Origin of the sequence: Acidiphilium sp. 20-67-58 (assembly GCF_002255515.1) — a bacterium.
Classification (GTDB): Bacteria; Pseudomonadota; Alphaproteobacteria; order Acetobacterales; family Acetobacteraceae; genus Acidiphilium.
Genome location: NZ_NCAS01000027.1, coordinates 32,980 through 52,063, shown reverse-complemented (window position 1 = coordinate 52,063; position 19,084 = coordinate 32,980). Strand labels below are relative to the sequence as shown.

The 19,084-nt window shown below is 62.1% G+C and carries 16 protein-coding genes; 13 read left to right on the top strand and 3 right to left on the bottom strand.

Features of this window, described 5'->3' with window-relative positions; genetic code table 11:
• Positions 1-140 precede the first annotated feature (140 nt).
• Both B7Z76_RS11695 and B7Z76_RS11690 read right to left on the bottom strand, forming a co-directional pair.
• Positions 141-626 carry a hypothetical protein gene (locus tag B7Z76_RS11695; RefSeq protein ID WP_291344108.1) on the bottom strand — a complete coding sequence of 162 codons (486 nt, stop codon included), beginning with the start codon at positions 624-626 and terminating at the stop codon, positions 141-143.
• 482 nt (positions 627-1,108) lie between these two features.
• The gene (locus tag B7Z76_RS11690; protein ID WP_174504092.1) at positions 1,109-1,993 is read right to left on the bottom strand and encodes an SDR family oxidoreductase; all 885 of its coding nucleotides are present in this window, start codon (positions 1,991-1,993) and stop codon (positions 1,109-1,111) included.
• A 77-nt stretch (positions 1,994-2,070) separates the two neighbouring features.
• On the opposite strand from B7Z76_RS11690, the gene B7Z76_RS11685 reads away from it, so the two are divergent.
• The 7 genes from B7Z76_RS11685 to B7Z76_RS11655 all read left to right on the top strand — a co-directional run bounded on the left by B7Z76_RS11685 (position 2,071) and on the right by B7Z76_RS11655 (position 10,395).
• Positions 2,071-2,904, top strand: a complete 834-nt coding sequence (locus tag B7Z76_RS11685; protein ID WP_291344106.1) for a helix-turn-helix transcriptional regulator — start codon at positions 2,071-2,073, stop codon at positions 2,902-2,904.
• Positions 2,905-3,173: 269 nt separating this feature from the next.
• Positions 3,174-4,214 (top strand): LacI family DNA-binding transcriptional regulator, encoded by a 1,041-nt coding sequence (locus tag B7Z76_RS11680; RefSeq protein ID WP_291344104.1) that lies wholly within the window; start codon positions 3,174-3,176, stop codon positions 4,212-4,214.
• 177 nt (positions 4,215-4,391) lie between these two features.
• A complete protein-coding gene (locus B7Z76_RS11675; protein ID WP_291344102.1) occupies positions 4,392-6,716 on the top strand; it encodes a TonB-dependent siderophore receptor in 2,325 nt (774 codons plus the stop codon).
• Between the two features lie 158 nt (positions 6,717-6,874).
• The gene (locus B7Z76_RS11670) at positions 6,875-7,522 is read left to right on the top strand and encodes a hypothetical protein (RefSeq protein WP_291344100.1); all 648 of its coding nucleotides are present in this window, start codon (positions 6,875-6,877) and stop codon (positions 7,520-7,522) included.
• Positions 7,523-7,605: 83 nt separating this feature from the next.
• Positions 7,606-8,823, top strand: a complete 1,218-nt coding sequence (locus B7Z76_RS11665; protein ID WP_291344098.1) for a MotA/TolQ/ExbB proton channel family protein — start codon at positions 7,606-7,608, stop codon at positions 8,821-8,823.
• 3 nt (positions 8,824-8,826) lie between these two features.
• Positions 8,827-9,249 carry a biopolymer transporter ExbD gene (locus tag B7Z76_RS11660; RefSeq protein WP_291344096.1) on the top strand — a complete coding sequence of 141 codons (423 nt, stop codon included), beginning with the start codon at positions 8,827-8,829 and terminating at the stop codon, positions 9,247-9,249.
• A 33-nt stretch (positions 9,250-9,282) separates the two neighbouring features.
• Entirely contained in the window at positions 9,283-10,395 is a 1,113-nt protein-coding gene (locus B7Z76_RS11655; protein ID WP_291344094.1) for a hypothetical protein, read from the top strand.
• A 217-nt stretch (positions 10,396-10,612) separates the two neighbouring features.
• On the opposite strand, the gene glk is transcribed toward B7Z76_RS11655, so the two are convergent.
• Positions 10,613-11,623, bottom strand: a complete 1,011-nt coding sequence (glk, locus tag B7Z76_RS11650; RefSeq protein ID WP_291344092.1) for a glucokinase — start codon at positions 11,621-11,623, stop codon at positions 10,613-10,615.
• Between the two features lie 221 nt (positions 11,624-11,844).
• On the opposite strand from glk, the gene B7Z76_RS11645 reads away from it, so the two are divergent.
• The 6 genes from B7Z76_RS11645 (at position 11,845) to B7Z76_RS11620 (ending at position 19,033) form a co-directional block, all read left to right on the top strand.
• Positions 11,845-13,143: an MFS transporter gene (locus B7Z76_RS11645; RefSeq protein ID WP_291344090.1), complete on the top strand. Its 1,299-nt coding sequence runs from the start codon at positions 11,845-11,847 to the stop codon at positions 13,141-13,143.
• 107 nt (positions 13,144-13,250) lie between these two features.
• Positions 13,251-14,327: a glycoside hydrolase family 68 protein gene (locus B7Z76_RS11640; protein ID WP_291344088.1), complete on the top strand. Its 1,077-nt coding sequence runs from the start codon at positions 13,251-13,253 to the stop codon at positions 14,325-14,327.
• Positions 14,328-14,608: 281 nt separating this feature from the next.
• Positions 14,609-15,631 (top strand): ABC transporter substrate-binding protein, encoded by a 1,023-nt coding sequence (locus tag B7Z76_RS11635; protein WP_291344086.1) that lies wholly within the window; start codon positions 14,609-14,611, stop codon positions 15,629-15,631.
• A gap of 25 nt (positions 15,632-15,656) precedes the next feature.
• Positions 15,657-17,213, top strand: coding sequence for an iron ABC transporter permease (locus B7Z76_RS11630; RefSeq protein WP_174504097.1), 1,557 nt, complete (start codon positions 15,657-15,659; stop codon positions 17,211-17,213).
• Positions 17,210-18,265: an ABC transporter ATP-binding protein gene (locus B7Z76_RS11625; RefSeq protein ID WP_291344084.1), complete on the top strand. Its 1,056-nt coding sequence runs from the start codon at positions 17,210-17,212 to the stop codon at positions 18,263-18,265. Before B7Z76_RS11630 ends, B7Z76_RS11625 begins: the two co-directional genes overlap by 4 nt.
• Before the next feature lie 147 nt (positions 18,266-18,412).
• Positions 18,413-19,033 carry a TetR/AcrR family transcriptional regulator gene (locus B7Z76_RS11620; protein WP_291344082.1) on the top strand — a complete coding sequence of 207 codons (621 nt, stop codon included), beginning with the start codon at positions 18,413-18,415 and terminating at the stop codon, positions 19,031-19,033.
• Positions 19,034-19,084: the final 51 nt, after the last annotated feature.

Sequence of the window (19,084 nt, the reverse complement as noted above, 5' to 3'; positions counted from 1 at the left end):
CGCCACACGATATGACAAAACCGCACGAAATTTCCTCGCTGGTATTTGCCTTGTCCTCGCCGTCACATCTTGGATCAGTTGAGTCCAGAGCCTAGAGCATCCTTATCCGATCAGATGACTCCATCTGATCGGATGATGCTCTAGACGCCTTGCTGATGTACGCAGCGATCCATAACTCCGGCGATCTGTCGGGCCCCATTCATATTGAGGGTCCAAGTCACCGGATGGGTGAACATGATTCGCAAATGTGCGCGCTTGCTGTTCATGAGCGAGTCAAAAGTCTTCTCGCTGATATTATCCGTCTTGACCAAATGCTGTGTGGCGACACGCGCAGATTGACTGGAATCAACGCCATTGACGTTTACAATCATTTGCAGATTTTTGCCTTTTCCGGACAGATGCCACTGCGGCTTGTAGGCATACATATGTACCCCAGCATGGTCGAACCGGAATCCGAACGCGCCACCATCCCTGAAGGTTTCTTTCATCACGCAAAATTTCTGTGACGGGCTATTGCCCCCCATTTCGGCCGACCAGGCACCGATATGAGCGAGTTCGCGCGATGCAAAAGCCGCTTGCGTGGCGGCGAGCAAAGACGTGGTGGCAACGGCGGTCAGCGCGAGCATCCGCAAGGCAGAACGATGCTTCAATTTTCAAGGTCCTTACGATTGAGAAAAGAGAAAGTCGAATGCAACTTTTAGTTAAGTTATATAGCGTGTCACGAAAACGTGTATATGCCTCGGCGTATCGTGTCGTCAATCGAGGGTGACAGGGATATGCTGGATGTGCGGCCGTCGACGATTTTGAGATTGCCCTGTCGCCGGCTTCGGTGTTTGGAGCACTTTCCGATCCTTCTGGTTCGGATTTATACCCAATCTCATAAGCCTTGACTCATGAGATTGGGTATGTATGCGGGTTGGCGGGCGGCGCGCGCGAACGCAAAGACCCGATACTATGGGTCGCGATCAGCGAGACACGGTATTAGAGCTCTATCATGCTGATAAACCGAGCATCTTTATCCGGCTTGATGATTCCGTATGGTCGGGTGATGCTCTAGCGGCTGTGTCTGCATCGGGAGATGGCAACTATGGCCGGCGTCTGAGGCAGGTCAAACATCAAAATAACCCGGCCTGCTGATATCGGCGATCAGACCGATCTGGGTAGGCTTCCATCCCAGCCATTGCTGCGTGAGCGCACTTGAGGCAGCGCCATCCATTCCAGCGAACATCGCCATCACACCGAAATGAGCGGCGGCCTCTTCCTGCGGGATCGAGACAACCGGTAATCGCAGATGGCGACCAATAATCTCTGCAATGTCGCGTGCCGTCACACCCTCATCCGCGACGGCGTGATAGCTGGTACCGGCCCGGCCTTTCTCCAGCGCCAGCCGGTATAATCTCGCCACATCCAACCTGTGTGCGCCGGACCAACGGTTGCTACCATCGCCAATATAGGCGGAAAAACCTTTCTCCTGCGCGATATTGAGAAGGTAGTTGACCAAGCCGCATCTGCCATCGGCGCCATGCACCTGCGGCAGGCGTATCGCCATGGCGCGCACGCCGCGCGCAGCGAGGGCCAGACCTGAGGCTTCGGACACGCGCGGCAAGCCTGGCATCACGGCATCCTGTTCCGTGGCGAGCCGTCCCGGCGCCACAAGCAACGTCCCGGAGGTAACAATGAAAGGTTTGTCTGATCCGGCCAGAACGTCGCCCATCGCATCGATGGCGTGTTTATCGATCTTTCCGTTCTCCGCGAATTTCGAGAAATCGTGAATGAAGGCAAGATGGATGGTGCCATCCGTTTCCTTGGCACCTTTGCGCAAGCTCTCGAGGTCTTCAAGGGAACCGCGATGAACTTCAGCGCCCAAAGCCTCAAGCGCCTTTGCATTATCGTCGGAGCGGGCGAGGCCGAGCACCTCGTGCCCGTTCCCGATCAATTCCCTGGTTGTGGCGGTGCCGATAAAGCCGGAAGCACCGGTGACGAACACACGCATGAGACCCCTCCTGTTAAAACAGGAAAGATATCGCTAGACCATTTATCGGGGTAAAGTAGTGATTCTATAATGGTATAATGACCAACAGGATAATGGGCACGAACGCGCTTGGAAATTATCTGAAGGACCGTCGCGCGAGGCTCGATCCTGCCGCTTTCGGCTTTACGCCGGTACGGCGGCGCACACCGGGGCTACGCCGGGAAGAAGTGGCGCAGCGCGCGAATGTGAGCACCACCTGGTACACTTGGTTGGAGCAGGGGCGCGGCGGAGCCCCCTCCGCCGATGTGCTGGACCGCATCGCCCGCGCCATGATGCTGACCGATATCGAGCGCGAACACCTGTTTCTGATTGGGTTGGGCAGGCTGCCGGAAGCCCGCTATCATGCGCCTGAAGGGATCACCCCACGCTTGCAACGCGTGCTCGACACGCTCGACCATAGCCCCGCTTTCATCCGGACGGCGACCTGGGACGTGATTGCCTGGAACAAGGCCGCCGCCGCGGTGATGACCGACTACAGCACGCTGCCCGACGGGCAACGCAATGTGTTGCGCATGATGTTCCGTGATTCGCGCGTTCGAGCAGCCCAATCCAACTGGGAAAGCGTTGCGCGCTATGTGGTGGCGTCGTTCCGCGCGGATGTGGCCCGCGCCGGCGCGGCACGTGACGTCCAGTCACTTGTCGATGAGCTGAGTGCGACCAGCCCCGAATTCGCGGCATTGTGGGCCGACAACGATGTGCAAGCGCACGGCGATGGCGTGAAAATCTTGCATCATCCTCTCGCCGGTCCGCTCTCGATGGAGTTCTCGGGGTTCGCGGTAGACGGTCGGCCCGATCTCACCATGGTGATCTACAATCCCGCAACGGCCGAAGATGCTGACAAGATCGGGAGATTACTCAAATCAAAGCCATAGAGCATCATCTGATCAGATGATGCTCCTGCGCCCTCGCTCGTGTCATGTGGGTTGCTGGCCCCTCGGTTCCGAGCGCCCTTTGCATCGGCAGGGGGCATTTCGACATAGTGGACACCGCGGTGCTATTGAAATCCGAGGTCATGCGCGTGGAGCGCTCCTGTTCCGGATCCGCTTCCGGGTGGGCGCCGCCCGGCGCCGGGCCTGGTTGGCAGTGCCCACTGCAATCGTGTGGAAAAACGAAATAGGGTAACGCTTACGTGTCAAGAAAAATGTCTGATATCGCCCGTCTTGCCGGCGTCTCCGAGGCGACTGTCTCACGGGCATTGCGGGGCAGTACGCTCATCAGCCAGGCGACACGCGAGAGAATTCGCGAAATTGCAGAAGCTGTCGGCTATACGGTCGACAACACGGCCCGGAACCTGAGGCTGCAAAGAACCGGCACAATTACCGTCGCCGTTCCTTTGCACCATGAAGTCGATCAGGGGATATCGGATCCGTTTTTCCTTGAAATGTTAGGCTTCCTGGCCGATGAGCTGGCCGATCGCGGCTATGATCTCCTGCTGCGAAAAATCGGCGCCGCCGAACCGAACGGGCTCGCCAATCTGGTGAACGAACGGCGCAGCGACGGCATCCTGCTCATCGGGCAGAGCAATCAGCACGCGCAGATCAAGGCGATGGCCCAGCGCTACAAGCCGCTGGTGGTCTGGGGCGCCAATATGGGGGATGAGTCCTACATAACCGTGGGGTCCGATAACCGCGCCGGGGCGAGGATGGCGGTCGAGCACCTGCTCGCACTCGGCCATCGTCGAATCGCCTTTTTCGGCGACCGTGAACTGCCGGAAGTGGCCGCGCGTTTCGACGGCTATCATGAGGCTCTCGCCAAGGCCGGCGTGAGCCTGGATCCTGCCCTAGAGTGCCGCGTGACGTTCAGGAAAGCGGGGAGCCACGTCGCGATCAGCGAATTCCTCGCCAAAGGGACGCCATGTGATGCGGTGTTCGCCGCGTCCGACCAGCTGGCGGGTGCCGCGATCAACATCTTCGATCGTCATGGTCTGAATGTCCCGCGCGACGTTGCGGTCGTCGGGTTCGATGACCTGATGCTGGCTGCGGCCTACACGCCCGCCCTGACGACAGTTCACCAGGATCTGGCGGCCGGGGCCCGCCTGATGGTGAGCAAGCTCTTCAAGCGGATGGCGGGGGAAGAGGTGCGTTCCAGCATCGTGCCGGTGCGTCTGATCGTCCGTGCATCCTGCGGCGCAAGTGTTGCACCTCGTCCGCGCCGCCGCCGGGGAAAGCTTGCGACAGCCTGATCGGAAAGGCGTTGTGCAAACGTTTGCGTAAATTTCCGAGTTTTTGGACAAGTGCCTAATTAATAAGGCATTTTCTGTCCGAAATTATCTTGCAATCGATTGTTGTGTTAGATAAGAGGAGGTCAATAAACAAACGCGGCCATTTTGCGGCGTTCAAACAGCAGGAGAGGTGCGACCATGGAAAATTTCGCGTGCCCCAAAAGGAAGACGCTGAAATCCCGATATATGTCCGGTGCGGCCGTGTTTTTGGCCCTTGGCTCCTTCGGGGTCGCCTCCGCGCAAACCGCGACCGATAGCGCGCCCCTCAGCCTCAACAAGATCATTGTTACCGGAACGGCGCACAAGGTTACCAAGATGAAGTCGAGCGTGTCGGTCAGCACGCTCAACGCGACTCAGATCCGCACATCCGGGGCCACCAGTGCGTCCGACGTCTTGCGCAACGTGCCCGGCATTCAGTCCCAGTCGACCGGGGGCGACTCGAATGCGAACATCACCGTGCGCGGCCTGCCGATCTCGGCGGGCGGCATGCGCTATGTGGCGATGGAACAGGATGGTCTCCCCATTCTCGATTTCGGTGACATCGCCTTTGCCACGCCGGATTCCTTCGAGCGGATCGATGGCCTGCTGAGCCAGGTGCAGGTGGTGCGCGGCGGCACGGGGTCCACGTTGGCAACCAACGCGCCGGGCGGCATCATAAACTTCATCTCGAGAACCGGCGAAATGCCCAACGCGTCCGTCGGCTTCACGACGGGGCTTGGCTACAACGAGAACCGTCTCGACTTCAATTATGGCGGCCCCATCAACGCCAACAACCGTTTCGAGATCGCCGGCTTCTATCATTACGGGCAGGGCGGATCGCGGAATGCGGTGGATGGGATTTCCCATGGCGGCCAGATCCACGGCAATTTCACGCATGACATCAAGGGCGGCTACATCCGGGTCAATTTTGGCTATCTTGACGATCAGGGGCCGACCGCCCTGCCTGTGCCGGTGACGACCGTCAACGGATCGATCCAGGCGATCCCGGGGATCGACCCCCGGACATTCAGCTTCTACTCGCCCAATCTGGGGCAAGACGTAACGCTGAACTCGAACAACACCTATTCTGCGACCAATTTCAACTCTGGATTCCAGGCAAAGAACGCGTCGATCGGCTTCCAGCTATCGAAGACGTTCGAGAATGGCATAAACGTCAGCGACAATTTCCGTTACGCGGCGATCCGCGGCGGGTTCATGGGCATATATCCCGCGAATAACGGCTCGACCGTTGCCGGAGCCACATGGGTTACGGGCCCCAATGTCGGGCAGACCTTTAGCGGCACGGCCTACTCCACCGTGGCATTCGATACCCGGCTGAACAATCTGGGCAACATTGCCAATGACCTGAAGGTTTCAAAGAGCTTCAATGCTGGGGCGCTTGGAACCTTTACCCCTACGGCCGGCCTTTATGTCGCCAGCCAGAACCTCGATCTGGTGTGGAATTTCAACTCCTACCTGATGGGAATCGATCAGGGGAACGTCGCTCTCCTCAACTCGACCACATCGATTGGCGGGATCGGCAGCGGCTTCGGCGGATGCTGTGACCGAACCTATCACGTGTCATACGTGACGACCTCGCCCTATCTCGATGTTGGATGGGCGTTCGGCAAGTTGACCAGCGATGCCAGCGTCCGTGAAGACATCCAGAACGCGAGCGGCTGGTTCAATGGCGCCGTGCTCAGCAATGGGTCGTATCGATACCTGGCGGCCAACCAGTACAATGTGAACTACTCGGTTCGGCACACATCCTACTCGATCGGTTCGAACTACGAATTCAACCACAATCTCGCGGTGTTCGGCCGCGTGAGCGATGGCGTGTCCTTCAACGCGGACCGCATCATTAATCCCGGCCAGAACACCCTGAACGGTTCGGCACCCATCCCGATCAACGAAGTCAAGCAGTATGAAGGCGGCGTCAAAGGGCGCTACGGCAACCTCAACGCCTTCGTCACGCTGTTCGATGCCTACACGTCGGAGTCCAATTACGACGTGACAACCCAGGTCGCCTCGGCCAACAAATACCACTCATACGGCTCCGAAATCGAGCTGGGCTATGTCTATCGCGGCTTCCAGGTCCGGGCCGGTGCGACCTACACCCATGCGCGCATCACCTCGACGAACGAGGCCGGAGCGCGCGGCATGACGCCCCAGCGTCAGGCGGAATGGATCTTCCAGATTTCGCCCTCCTACACCTATCGGAAGCTCACTGTCGGGGGAAATCTGATCGGCACGACGTCGTCCTACGGCAATGACCAGAACACCATCGTCATGCCGGGCTATGCGCTCCTCAATCTGTTCGTGACCTACCACGTGACACCCAAGCTGCAGGCGATGCTTACCGCCAGCAACGTCACGAATTCGATTGCTTATTCGGAGCTTGACAATATCAGCGGCGCGTCCGCCGCGGCTGCCCGCGCCTTCAATGGCCGGACGGTTCAGGCCTCTCTCCACTATAATTTCTGACATAACATGATGTTGTGAAAAGGCGGCCAGGTTCACGAGCAACCTGGCCTCCCTTTTGAATGTTCCATGATCCAGGCCGGATAGAGCGATTCCGGTGCGGCGCGCGGGGCATTTTACAAAACCCGCCCTCGCGGGCCACCTCTCTGGAGAGATTGGCTATGGAGTTTGGCGACAACGTTCCGCTAAGCCGAAACAAGGCAATTGGTATCGGCATGGTCATCGTGCTGCATGTCTTCCTGGTCTATGCCCTTGTCTCGGGCCTGGCCACGAGTGCGGTCGATCTGATCAAGAAGCCGCTGGAAATCAAGATTGTGAAAGCCTCTCCGCCGCCCCCGCCGCCGGCAGAGCCGACACCGCCGCCGCCGCCTGTGCTGAGTGCGCCGCCCCCGCCCTACATTCCGCCGCCAATCGTCCAGATACAACAGCCGCCGCGGCAAAAGCCGGTGTTCGCCGTGACATCCTCCGCCAAGCCCACGGCCCCGACCACGATCAAGCCCGCGCCAGCGCCCGCGCCGGCCAAGCCGCATCCTGTGAGCATTGGCGTCGTCTGCCCGAATATCGGGCGCGTCGCTCAGGCATTGTCCAACGCATTCCAGAGAATCTCCGATTCGGAAGGCATCAACCGCGCAAGCGTGGTCGTCGAGTTTTCGGTGACGACGAGTGGCGGGGTCTCCAACCCCCATGTCGTGTCCTCGACTTTCCCCGGAATCAACAGGCTCGCACTGCAAGGTATCGGAATGCTGTCGTGCCGCGGCCAGGGGCAGACGGTGACGGTGCGTGCTCCTTTTGAATTCAGGGCGAATTGATCCCCGGCGTGTCCGGATTTCTCAACAGACAAGTTTAGGTGACGACGATGTCAAACAAGCATAATCTTTTCCGACTTGAGCCGATGTTTCTCCTCTGTTCGGGGCTGACTGTGGCGCACGCCCAGAGTTCCGCGTCCAGCCCAACCCCCGTTCCCGCCTCTGCCGCTGCGCCCGCGAGCACGCCCGCACCTGCGCCGGCGACCTCGGCCACCGGCACCGGTGCATCCGCAATGGCCCCAGCGGCCAACAGTGGCGCCCAGGGGGCCCCGCCAGCCCCGCCCGTCGCACCGCCGGCCACCCGCCAGCCGCAGTTAACCAGCGTCGCAAATCCCTATGGGCTGGGAGCGCTGTGGGCCCATGGCGATTTCGTCGCGCGCGGCACGTTGCTGATCCTGGTCATCATGTCGATGAGCAGCTGGTATGTGCTGATTACCAAGGCATTCGCGCAGTCTCGCCTGTTCCGCGACGGGAAGGCGATCGACGCGGGCTTCTGGAATGCAGGTTCCGTCCGCCTCGCGACCGAGACCATGAAGAAAGGCACAGCCTTTCACTATGTCGCCCAGACAGGCGTCGACTCGCTCGACAAACATCCGGGCCTGCTGGGTAAAATCGATCTGCACAGCTTCGCGACCTCGTCGATCGAGGACGGCGTTGCAGGGGTGCAAAGCCGCCTGCAAGACGGGCTTGCACTGCTGGGCACCGTTGGTTCGACGGCGCCGTTCGTCGGGCTTTTCGGCACGGTCTGGGGCATCTATCACGCGCTGACGGCAATCGGCATCGCCGGACAGGCGAGCATCGACAAGGTGGCCGGCCCGGTGGGCGAGGCGCTGATCATGACCGCCATCGGTCTCGCGGTCGCGGTCCCTGCCGTGCTCGGGTACAATTTCCTTGTGCGGCGGAACAAGAGGTCGATGGATCTCGTGCGGAAATTCGCCAAGAAAATGCTCTTCGTGCTGCTGATCATCTTCCTCATCACCATCCCCGTCGTCACGCACACCGTTCCCGTCCATCTCCCGCATGAAAAAAATCAGCCGCTTCAAACCAAGCCGGAAAACATCAACATTTCGGTCGATCGCAAGGGCGCGATTTACTGGAACCAGCAACTGCTCCCGGATGTCGCGACGCTGCGCGCGGACATGATCAAGATCGCACGCGAGAATCCGCAGCCGGCCGTCGTGATCCGCGGTGATGAAAACGCACAATACAAGTCGGTCGGGCGGATCCTGTTTATCTGCCAGCAGGTGGGTATCACGAAGGTGAATTTCGTCACCGACCCCACCGGCACGAACGCAGGGAGCTAAGCCATGGCGATGAATCTCGGCTCGGGTGACGATCCCGAAGAAATGGTGGATATCAACACCACGCCCTTGATCGACGTGATGCTGGTGTTGCTGATCATGCTGATCATCACGATTCCCATTCAACTGCACTCCGTCAATCTCAACCTGCCGAACGGAAACCCGCCACCGCCGACGTCCCCGCCGCCGGTCGTTCAGGTGGATATCGACTTTGACGGAACGATCTACTGGAACGGCGCTGTGGTGCCGAACCTCGCCACGCTGGACGCGAAATTCAGGCAGGTTGCAGCCGAGGCCGACCAGCCGGAGGTTCACGTCAACCCGAACAAGCTCGCCAGTTACGGCGATGTCATCGCCGTTATGGCGATTGCCGAGCGTGACGACGTGACCAAGATCGGCATCGTCGGCAACGAACAGTTTGCGCAATAGGAGAGGTGCATGAAGTCGCTTCGCAAGACCCTCGTGGTGGGCATCGTGATGCTGATGGGCGGGTCAGCAAGCGCGGCTCTTCGCCCGCAAGTCGCAAGGCCCCTGCAGGCCGCAGAGCGGGCCTTGAGCGCGCACAGCTACGCCGCCGCCCTGCACGATCTTGCTCTGGCCGAAGCGGTGCCCGCGAAAACGGCCGAGGAAAGCTTCACGATCCTGCAGATACGCGCCGCCATCGATGCGGCACGCGGCGACCATGCCGCCGCCGCCGCCGATTATGCGGCGCTCGTCGCCAGTCGCCAATTATCGGGGCCGAAGCTGACGGTCATCGCCGAGGCCGAGGCGAGTTCCTACTACGCGGCCGGCGACTATGCCCATGCCGCAAGTGTCATCAAGGCATATCTGTTCAGGGATCCGCGTTATCATCAATTATTGCTGCAATCGTATTTCAAGCTGAATCAGTGCACACCACTCGGCCAGGCGGTCGGGTCGCATGGCTCACTCACCGACTTGCAGATGGTTGCCTATTGCTATGCCGCGACCAAGGACAATGAAGGGTATGTGCGCACCCTGTCCTTGATGGTCCATGCCTATCCCACACCGGCGAACTGGACCCAACTGCTCGGCGTTCTCGCGACAAGGTCGGTTTATGCTGACCGGCTGGCGCTCGATTTCTTCAGATTGCAACAGGCGGCCGGGGTTCCGGCGACCGAACCCGCCTATATGCTGGCGACACAGGAGGCGTTGCAGGCGGGGCTGAATAACGCGGCGCTGACGATCATCACCCACGGCTTTGCCAGCGGGGTCATGGGCACCGGCGCCGATCTCGACCGTCAGAAGCGCCTCAAGGCCCTTGTCGAGAAGCGTGTCGCCGGACAGGGCGCGGCGCTGGCCGGGGCGATCGCGCAAGCGCGGAAATCCAACGACCAGCAGAGGTTGTTCAACATCGGATGGAACCGTGTCGAAGGTGGCGATAAAGCGGGCCTGCACATGATGGAAGAGGCGATCCGCTCGGGTCGCTTGTCGCAGCCGGCGCAGGCCGAGCTTGAGATGGGGATCGCGTTCAGGGAAGCCGGTGAGATGGCGAAAGCCCAGGCGATGTGGCGCCCGGTCGATGACCATGGCGGGGCCGGTGAACTGTCCAACTAGAGCACTTTCCGATCCTTTTGGATCGGATGTAGTGCTCTATCATACTGACAAACCGAGCATCTTTATCCGATCAGATGATTCCATCTGATCGGATGATGCTCTAGAGTATCATTTGAACAGATAAATATGGTGTTTTATCAATATGATAAAGCAATTTCCGATCATCTGGAGTCCCCTGTTATGACCACGACTCTCTGACCGCCAATATCCTGGAGCATTACCGCCGATCCTGCAGATGCTTGGCAGTCGTGCTCCGGGAGGCGGCGAGAAATGCCATGGCAGCGCCGTACAGCCCCGGTTGCGGGTGGATGAGCAGTTTCACAGGCATATCCGCCATGATCTGTTCAAATCTCCCCTTCGCCGCGAAACGCGCGGCAAAGCCGGATTTCGGCAAGTAGTCGGCCAGGCGTGCGCCGATCCCCCCGGCGATGACGACCGCCCCCGCCCCGTGCACCAGCGCAAGATCACCCGCGACGGCCCCGAGGCACTGGCAGAACCGCGCCAATGCCGCGGCGGCCAGACTGTCGGCGCCGCTCAGCGCACTATTCCAGAGCAGCCGATCGTCGGCAAAACGCACCGGATACCGCTCCATCTCGGCAAGGGATTGATAAATGTTAGACAGTCCCGGTCCCGAGACGACACGTTCGATTGAAACGCGGGGATATCGGCTGCGGAGTCTTGTCAGCAGATAATCCTCGAACCGGTCGAGAGGCGCGAAATCGATATGTCCTCCCTCGCCACTGACGATGAAGGTCTGGCCGGCTTCGCGGAGAATATGCGACACCCCAAGCCTCGTCCCAGGGCCGATGACGCTGATCACTCCGCTTTCAGGAAGCGGCCTGCCCGGGCCGGTGAGATGCGAAAACCCCTCGGGCGGAAGATGTGCAACCGCATGGCCAACGGCAGAGAAATCATTGAGAAGGATGATTGTGTCGAGGCCAAGCTCGTCGCGCAGATGCGCGGGTTGAATCAGCCAGGAGCTGTTAGTCAATTTCACGACATCTCCGGATACCGGCGAGGCGACGGCGATGCTCGCGTCCCTTGGTAGCGGCGTATCCTGGCTGCGGGCGAAGGCCTCCCAGCAGAGACGAAGCGATGCGAAATCGTTTGTCTGCAGCGTGACCGGCGGTGAAAGCGACGCAACTTTCCTTGCGTGCAGCTGCGCCCGCGCGAAGCGCGCATGCGTGCCGCCGATATCGGCAACGACGATTTCCAGCGTGTCTTCCATGGCGTTTCCCAATTCATCCGGACAAACAAACAAACTGTAGTGCAATCGATTGCAGGCGTCGAGTGTTTATGCCATATCCTTGGGGTGTCATCCGATCGGATGGCGTTCTCGGATTGGATAAAGATGCACTGCCTATCAACGAGATTGAGCACTCTCCGGTCTATCGGGGTCGGTTCGTGCTCTAACAAGGCCGCATAGGCCATATGGGTGGAACGAGAGACGTGACCGAAGTCGCAAATGACGAGAAGTCAAAGCCAATTCTGTCATTTTGGCGCATTTTATTGATGAATTTCGGCTTTTTGGGTCTGCAGTTCAGCTTCGGCTTGCAGCAGGGAAATATGGGCCCGATTTACAGCTATCTCGGGGCCAGTCAGGCGGTGTTGCCGTTGCTCAATCTCGCGGGCCCGGTAACGGGCCTGCTCGTGCAGCCCTTGATCGGGGCGCTCTCCGACCGGACGCGAACCCGTTGGGGGCGTCGCGTGCCGTATTTTATTGTCGGCGCAATTATCTGCAGCCTCTGCTTGTTTGCGATGCCCTATAGCGGCTCGATCGCAGTCGCTGCGGCGCTGCTCTGGATTTTGGTGGCGGCCAACAATGTCACGATGGAGCCATACCGCGCCTATGTTTCCGACCGCCTGTCGGCCGATCAGCGCGAATTGGGGTTTCTCACGCAAAGTTCCTTTACCGGTCTTGCTCAAACTCTCGCCTATGCTGCGCCAGCCGTCCTGGTGATCCTGGGCGTCGGCCGCAACGCGGTGGCCGCCAACGGGATACCGGTTGTCACCCATATCGTCTTCGTGATCGGGGCGGTGGTTTCGATTTCGACCATTCTCTGGTCGGTTCTCGCCGTCCCCGAATTGCCAGCCCCACCGGTCGAGGCACGGCATTCGACGTTCGGTGAGATATTCAGCGCCATTCGGGAAATGCCCGGCCCGATGCGCCGTATGGGGTTGATGAGTCTTTTTCAATGGTATGCGATGAGCTGCTACTGGGGCTATGTCATCTATTCAATATCCGAGACCGTATATGATACGAATATTGCTGCATCCAGCGGGTTTCGCAGCGCAGTTCTGACGAATGGCGACATTGGCGCATTCTACAATCTGATTGCGGCCGTTGCCGCCTACGCAATGGTGCCCGTCAGCCGCAGGTTCGGCCCTGACAAGGTCCATGCGCTGTGTCTGGTCGCCGCAGGCCTGACGATGCTCGCCATCCCCTTCATCCACGATCGCGACTGGCTTTTCGTCGCTGCGATCGGCGTCGGCCTGGGATGGGGAAGCATCATGGGAAATCCCTATGTCATGCTCGCGGACTCGATCCCAGCTGCCCGCACGGGCGTCTATATGGGGATCTTCAACATGTTCATCGTCATTCCGATGATCCTGTTCAGTATCACGATGCCTCTGATCTACAGCACGCTCTTCCATGATCATGCGCCCGACGCGTTGTTGTTCGGCGGCGTGCTGATGTTCCTTGCGGCAGGGTCCACGATGTTGGTGCGCCCTGGCGTCCGCTCCTGAGCTCTTGGAATGGAAACAATATGTCTGTCACTCAAATAGTCGAAATGGCTCGCGGGCCGAGCCTGTGGCGTCCAGACCATGTCGCGGCGGTCGCCGTGCGGGAGGACATGGTGCCGCCGGTCATCGGGGCAGGGGATGTCGTGCCGGTCTTGCCCGGCATGGACGTATGGGACATGTGGCCACTCGCCCGTCGCGATGGGATGACGGTCGACATTGCGGGGGCCACGTTGTGGTTTGCCCTGGCCGCTCCCCGCTTCCCGGACCCGATCGAGCGCCATGGTCATGCGCGCATACATCTGCTGATCCTGCGCGACGGAACATGGCATGATGGCGGGCCGGTATTCCAGAACGGTTTCGCGCCGGGCAGCCGCGACTGGTCCGGTTCGGCGATCCTCGATGAGGACAGCGGGCGTGTCACACTATTCTTCACCGCCGCCGGCCGGGCCGGCGAGGCGCGCCTCACCGTCGAGCAGAGGCTTTTCAAGACCAGCGGAATGCTTGACCGGTCGGGCGCATATCCGTGCATCGTCCAATGGTCGGCGCCGTACGAATTCGTTGTCAGCGATGACAGGATTTACACCCTCGTCAATCAGGCGGAGGGCGTGCCCGGCGAGCTCAAGGCGTTTCGCGACCCGGGATATTTCCGTGATCCGACTGATGGCAACGAATACGTCCTGTTCGCGGCGTCGTACAAGCCATCGTCGCACAAGAACAATGGCATGATCGGCATTGCCCGATCCGAAGATCGTTCGATGATGCGCTGGACCCTGCTGGATCCGTTGATCACGGCGGATGGTGTTTGCAACGAGCTTGAGCGCCCTCACGCCGTGTCATATCGCGGGCAATACTATGTCTTCTGGTCGACGCAGGCGAGCGTGTTCGAACAGGGCGGGCCGGTGGGGCCAACCGGGCTGTATGGCATGGTCGCACCCTCCCTGTTCGGGCCGTACCGGCCAATCAACGGCTCCGGGCTGGTGCTGGCGAATCCGCCATCGGAGCCCACTCAGGCGTATAGCTGGTGGGTCATGGGCGATCTCTCCGTGACAAGTTTCGTCGATTATTGGGGGCTTCGGGGACGGAAGCTGGCCAATCATCCGGAATTGGCCAGATCACAGTTCGGCGGTGTGCCCGCCCCGTTTCTGCAACTCCGCCTCGACGGCGATCGTGCGTGGCTCGAGGGGTGAGCCACGATCCGAACCGCGTCGGGCATTGCCGGCGGCTGCACTTTTCGGGCGGTTGGAATCATGGAGACGCGGAAGTCGGCTGTTGGGGCCGGCGCTGTGCTCCCCGACCGCCCTTGCGCCGGCCATTGGGGGCGCGATTTGATGACACTACAGTGAAACTTGCCATAGCGAGTGACATCTTCTTGAGCCACGTGCCGGTGCCGATTGTCCGCCTGCATTCCGCCCTATAGACGCTCGGCGGTGTTGTTGACGAAACCGACAGGCGGGGCAGGGAGAGCGTGATGCGACGGCTGATTGCGGCAGGGTTCGGCGTGGCCATCATCGTCATCGCGGCGGTTCTGCTCTGGCCCGCATCGACCGCCGGACTCGTGCTCTACGCCGCGCTCGACTACGCGCCCGCGATGGGCAAGGCCTTCACGAAAAAAACCGGAATCCCCGTCCGCGTCATCCGCCTGTCGACCGGCGCGCTGCTGGCGCGGATCACCGCCGAGGGCCATCATCCGGACTGGGACATCGGCTGGTTCGACGGCGCGACCGCCGCCGTCTCGCTCGATCAGGCCGGCCTCCTGGCCCACGGGCTGCGTCCGCCGGTGCAACTGACCGCGACCGGCCGCTCCATGCTGCCGCCCGACGGTGCCTATGTCCCCACCGGCTTCACACTGGCCGGCGTGTTCGTGATGAACAAATCATCCACCCTCCCGCCGCCGACGACCTGGGACGATCTCGCCGCGCCGCCCTATCATGGCGTCGTCGGCATGAACGATCCGGCGATTTCCGGGCCGACCTACCCCGCGCTCGCCGGCATGCTCAAGCACGCGGGCGGCTGGCCGCAGGGCAAGGGCTTCATCACCGCGCTCAAGGCCAACGGGCTCCAGGTGTTCGCCAAGAACGACGCGACGCTGGCCGCCCTGCGCAACGGAACGATCAAGCTGGCGATCGTCCAGTCCTCCGCCGCCGTGAACGCGGCAAACAACATCGATCACGATCTCACCGTCATCTATCCGCGCCCCGCCTACGTGCTGCCGAACGTCATCGTCCTGCCGAAGGGCTTGCATGGCCGCGCGCTGCGCGAGGCGAAGGCCTTCATCGCCTTTGCCGAAAGCCCCGCCGGTCAGGCCATCCGCAAGCACGAGGGCGAGGGCGACAGCTATTACTGGCCGGTCACCGCGCGTTCCGCACCCCGCCACGCCCTGCCGGCGCTGACGACGCTCGATCTCGCAACGCTCGACGCGACGCGCTGGGGGGCGCGGGAGAAGTCCGTGCTGGCCTGGTTCGCGCACGCGATCGATGGGGCGGGATCTTGACCGCGGCGCACGGAGCCGGCTGCCGATGAAATTCGGCGCCGCCGGCCTGCGTGCCGCGATCATGGCAGGGCTGATCGCGACCTTCTTCGTCTACCCGCTGGTCCGCCTGCTGGTCATGCCGTTCCTCTCCGGTCACGGCGCGGCCGGGAACTGGCCGGCCTTCGTCGTCTCCCTGCTGCTCTCGGTCGGCACCGCGATCATCGCCGCACCGCTCGGCGCGGTCTTCGCCCTCTTCACCACGATGGCAGAGGGCCCGGTCGCCCGCGCCGCCACGCTGACGCTCTGGGGCCTGTTCCTGACGCCGAGCTACATGCTGACAACCGGCTGGATGATCATCTTCAGCAGTCACGCCCTGCGCGCCACGCTGGCCGGGCAGGCCTTCTTCGGCGTCGGCGGCCTGCTGATGCTGTACGTGGTCAAGGCGCTGCCGTTTTCTGCCCTGGTTGCGCGGGCGACCCTCGCCGCCGCCGATTCCGCCCCGGCCGAGGCCGCCGCGATCCACGGCGTCCCCTTCATCCTGCGCGTCCGCATCGGCCTGCGCCTGCTCGCCCCTTCGATCGCGGTCGGCTTCGCCATCGCGGTGATCGAGACGATGCAGGAATTCGGCATCCCGGCGACGCTGGGCGTGACCAGCCATGTGCCGATCCTGACCTACGCGATCTACCAGCACCTCGCCGAAACCCCCACCGATTTCGCCGGCGCCTCGATCCTGTGCTGGCGCCTGATCGCCGTCGCCGCGGTGTTCGGCGGCCTCGCCATGGCCTGCCGGCGGCAGGGTGCGGCCATCCAGCACGGCCGCATGCGCCCGCCCGCGCGGCAGCGGCCAACGCTGCGGCGCGAACTGGCCTTCGCCGCGCTCACTGGCCTGTTCGCCCTGGTCGGCATCGTCATCCCGGTCGTGGCATTGTTCGTCCGCGCACTCCAGCCGCTGGCGGCATCCATGCCGCATGCTGGCGCGGTGCTGCGCTCGCTCGGCTTCGGCATGGTCGGCGCGACGATGTCGCTCGGCGTCGCCGTGTTGATCCTGCGCCTGCGCGCCGCCGGCGCCCGCCGCATGATCGCGGTGCTCGACGTCGCCCTTGTCGCCAACATGGCGGTGCCCGGCCTCGTGCTCGGCGCGGGCTACATCGTCGCCTTCAACAACGATTTTCTCCCGCTCTACGGCAGCCGGCTGTTGCTGCTGATCGGCTACACCGCCGGCATGGCGCCGCTCGCCCTGCGCATGATGCAGGGCGCGTTGGATGATCTCGACCCCAATCTGGTGGCGGCCGCGCGGCTGCACGGCCTGCCGCGCCTGACGCGGCTGGTGGATATCGAGGGCATGCTGCTGATCCGCCCCTTCACCTACGCCTACCTGCTGGTCGCCGCCGCGATCATGTTCGAATTGCCGGTCTCCGAACTGCTCTATCCGCCGGGGGCCACGCCGCTCGGCGTCGCCATCGTCACCCTCGACCAGATGAGCGACTACGCCGCCTCGGCGCGGCTCGCCCTGTTCGGCCTCGCGGCAATGGCGGGGCTCGCCCTCGTGCTCGCGGCCGGCGTCACCCTGCTCGCCGCGCCGCGGCGCCTGCGCCCGGCATGAGCGCCGCACTCGCCATCGAAGGTGTTGCCGTGCAGCGCGGTGGCCGCCTGATCGTCGAGGAGGCGGCGCTGAGCCTGTCCCCCGGCGAGTGCGTCGTACTCGCCGGCGAGTCCGGATCGGGCAAGACCAGCCTGCTGCGGGTGATCGGCGGGCTCAACCGGCCGGCCCGCGGCACCATCCGCATCGCCGGCGTCGTGGTGGACGATGCCGCCGCCACCTTCATCCGCCCCGAATTGCGCGGCCTTGGCATGGTGTTCCAGGATTTCGCGCTGTGGCCGCATCTCTCCGTGCTGGAGAACGTGGCGGTGGTGATCCGCGATCGCGTCGGACGGGAGCGCAAGGCGCTCGCCCTGCTCGACCAGTTCGGCGTCGCCTCCTGCGCCGGCCGCCTGCCGGCAACCCTGTCCGGCGGGCAGCAACAACGCGTCGGCCTCGCCCGCGCGCTGGCCGCAGCACCTCGCCTGCTGATGCTCGACGAACCGTTCTCCAGCCTCGATGTCGAAACCAGGGAAACCCTGCGCACCGAACTGCGTGCGCTGATCGTCGAAACCGGGCTGGGCGCAATCTGCATCTCGCACGATCCGGCGGACATCGCCCGTCTTGCCGACCGTGTCGCCCTCCTCGAAGACCGTCGCCTGACGTCCTGCACCACGCCGGATGCCATGTTCGCCCGGCCGGCAACCCCCTATGCGGCACGTCTCGCCGGGCTGTGCGGCGGTGTCGAGGTGGAGGTGCGGCAGGCGGGGAGCGACGCCGCCATCGTCCTCGGCAGCGCGCTGCTCGCCATTCCCGGCGGTGGCGCCCGCCTCGCCGGTGCCGCGCAGGCGCTGCTGTTCTGGCCGCGCGGCGCGCTGGCCCTCGCCGCCGAGGGCGTGCCGGCCACCTGCATCGGCGCGCATTTCGAGGCCGGGCACTGGCAGGCGTTGCTGCGGCTCGACGGCCTTGCCGCGCCGGTTCCGGTCCAGTGTACAAGCCCGCCGCCGCGCGGCGCCGTCGCCCTGAATGTCGCTTCCGACCGGCTCCACCTGTTCCCGTCCAGCCCGCCCGGATAATCGCGTTCGGCCGCGCGGTTGGGCGTTAGAGCACTTTCCGATCCTTTCGGATCGGATGATGCTCTGGCAGGTTGCCGGCACAGCGCCCCCCCCCCTCACGCCTCGCCGGAGTTGACCGACCGGTCTGTTTCTGCTCTATCCAGACGCATGCGCGCTGCCTCGATCTCGACACGGGACACCTTGATCGACACGGCGACCGAGCTTTTCCTCGGTCGCGGCTTCGGTCTTGTCGGCACGAACGAACTCTGCGCGGCGAGCGGGATCAACAAGGGTACGTTCTATCACTTCTTCCCCTCGAAATCGGCGCTGATGGTCGCGGCCATCGATCGGTACAGCGAGCGCTTCGCCGCCGAATTCAACGATATCGCCCTGTCCGGCGCGCCGGCGTCCACCCGGCTCGAACGCTTCTTCGATGTGCCGGCAAAGGCGAACCGCGCGTGGAAAAGCACGCATGGGTTCGCCCAAGGGTGCCTGATCGGCAATATCAGTCTCGAACTCGCTGTGGTCGATCCCGACGTGCAGCACGCCATCAAACGGGCAATCGCGCGCTGGAGCATGCCCATCGGCCATGTCATCAACGCGTTGGTCGCAGAAGGGACATTGCAGGACATCGATCGTGCCGCAGCCGCGGAGATCGTGATCGCCCTCATGCAGGGCGGTATCCTGCTTGCGAAAGTCCACAACGACCCGTCCAGGATCACGATACTCGCGCACGGCGCCCTGTCGCATCTTCGCGCCTTGGCCTCGTCCCGACCTCCAGCTTCATGAAGATGCGACAAGCTGGCGAATGGGACCTTTTCTTACCCCTCGAATCAACTG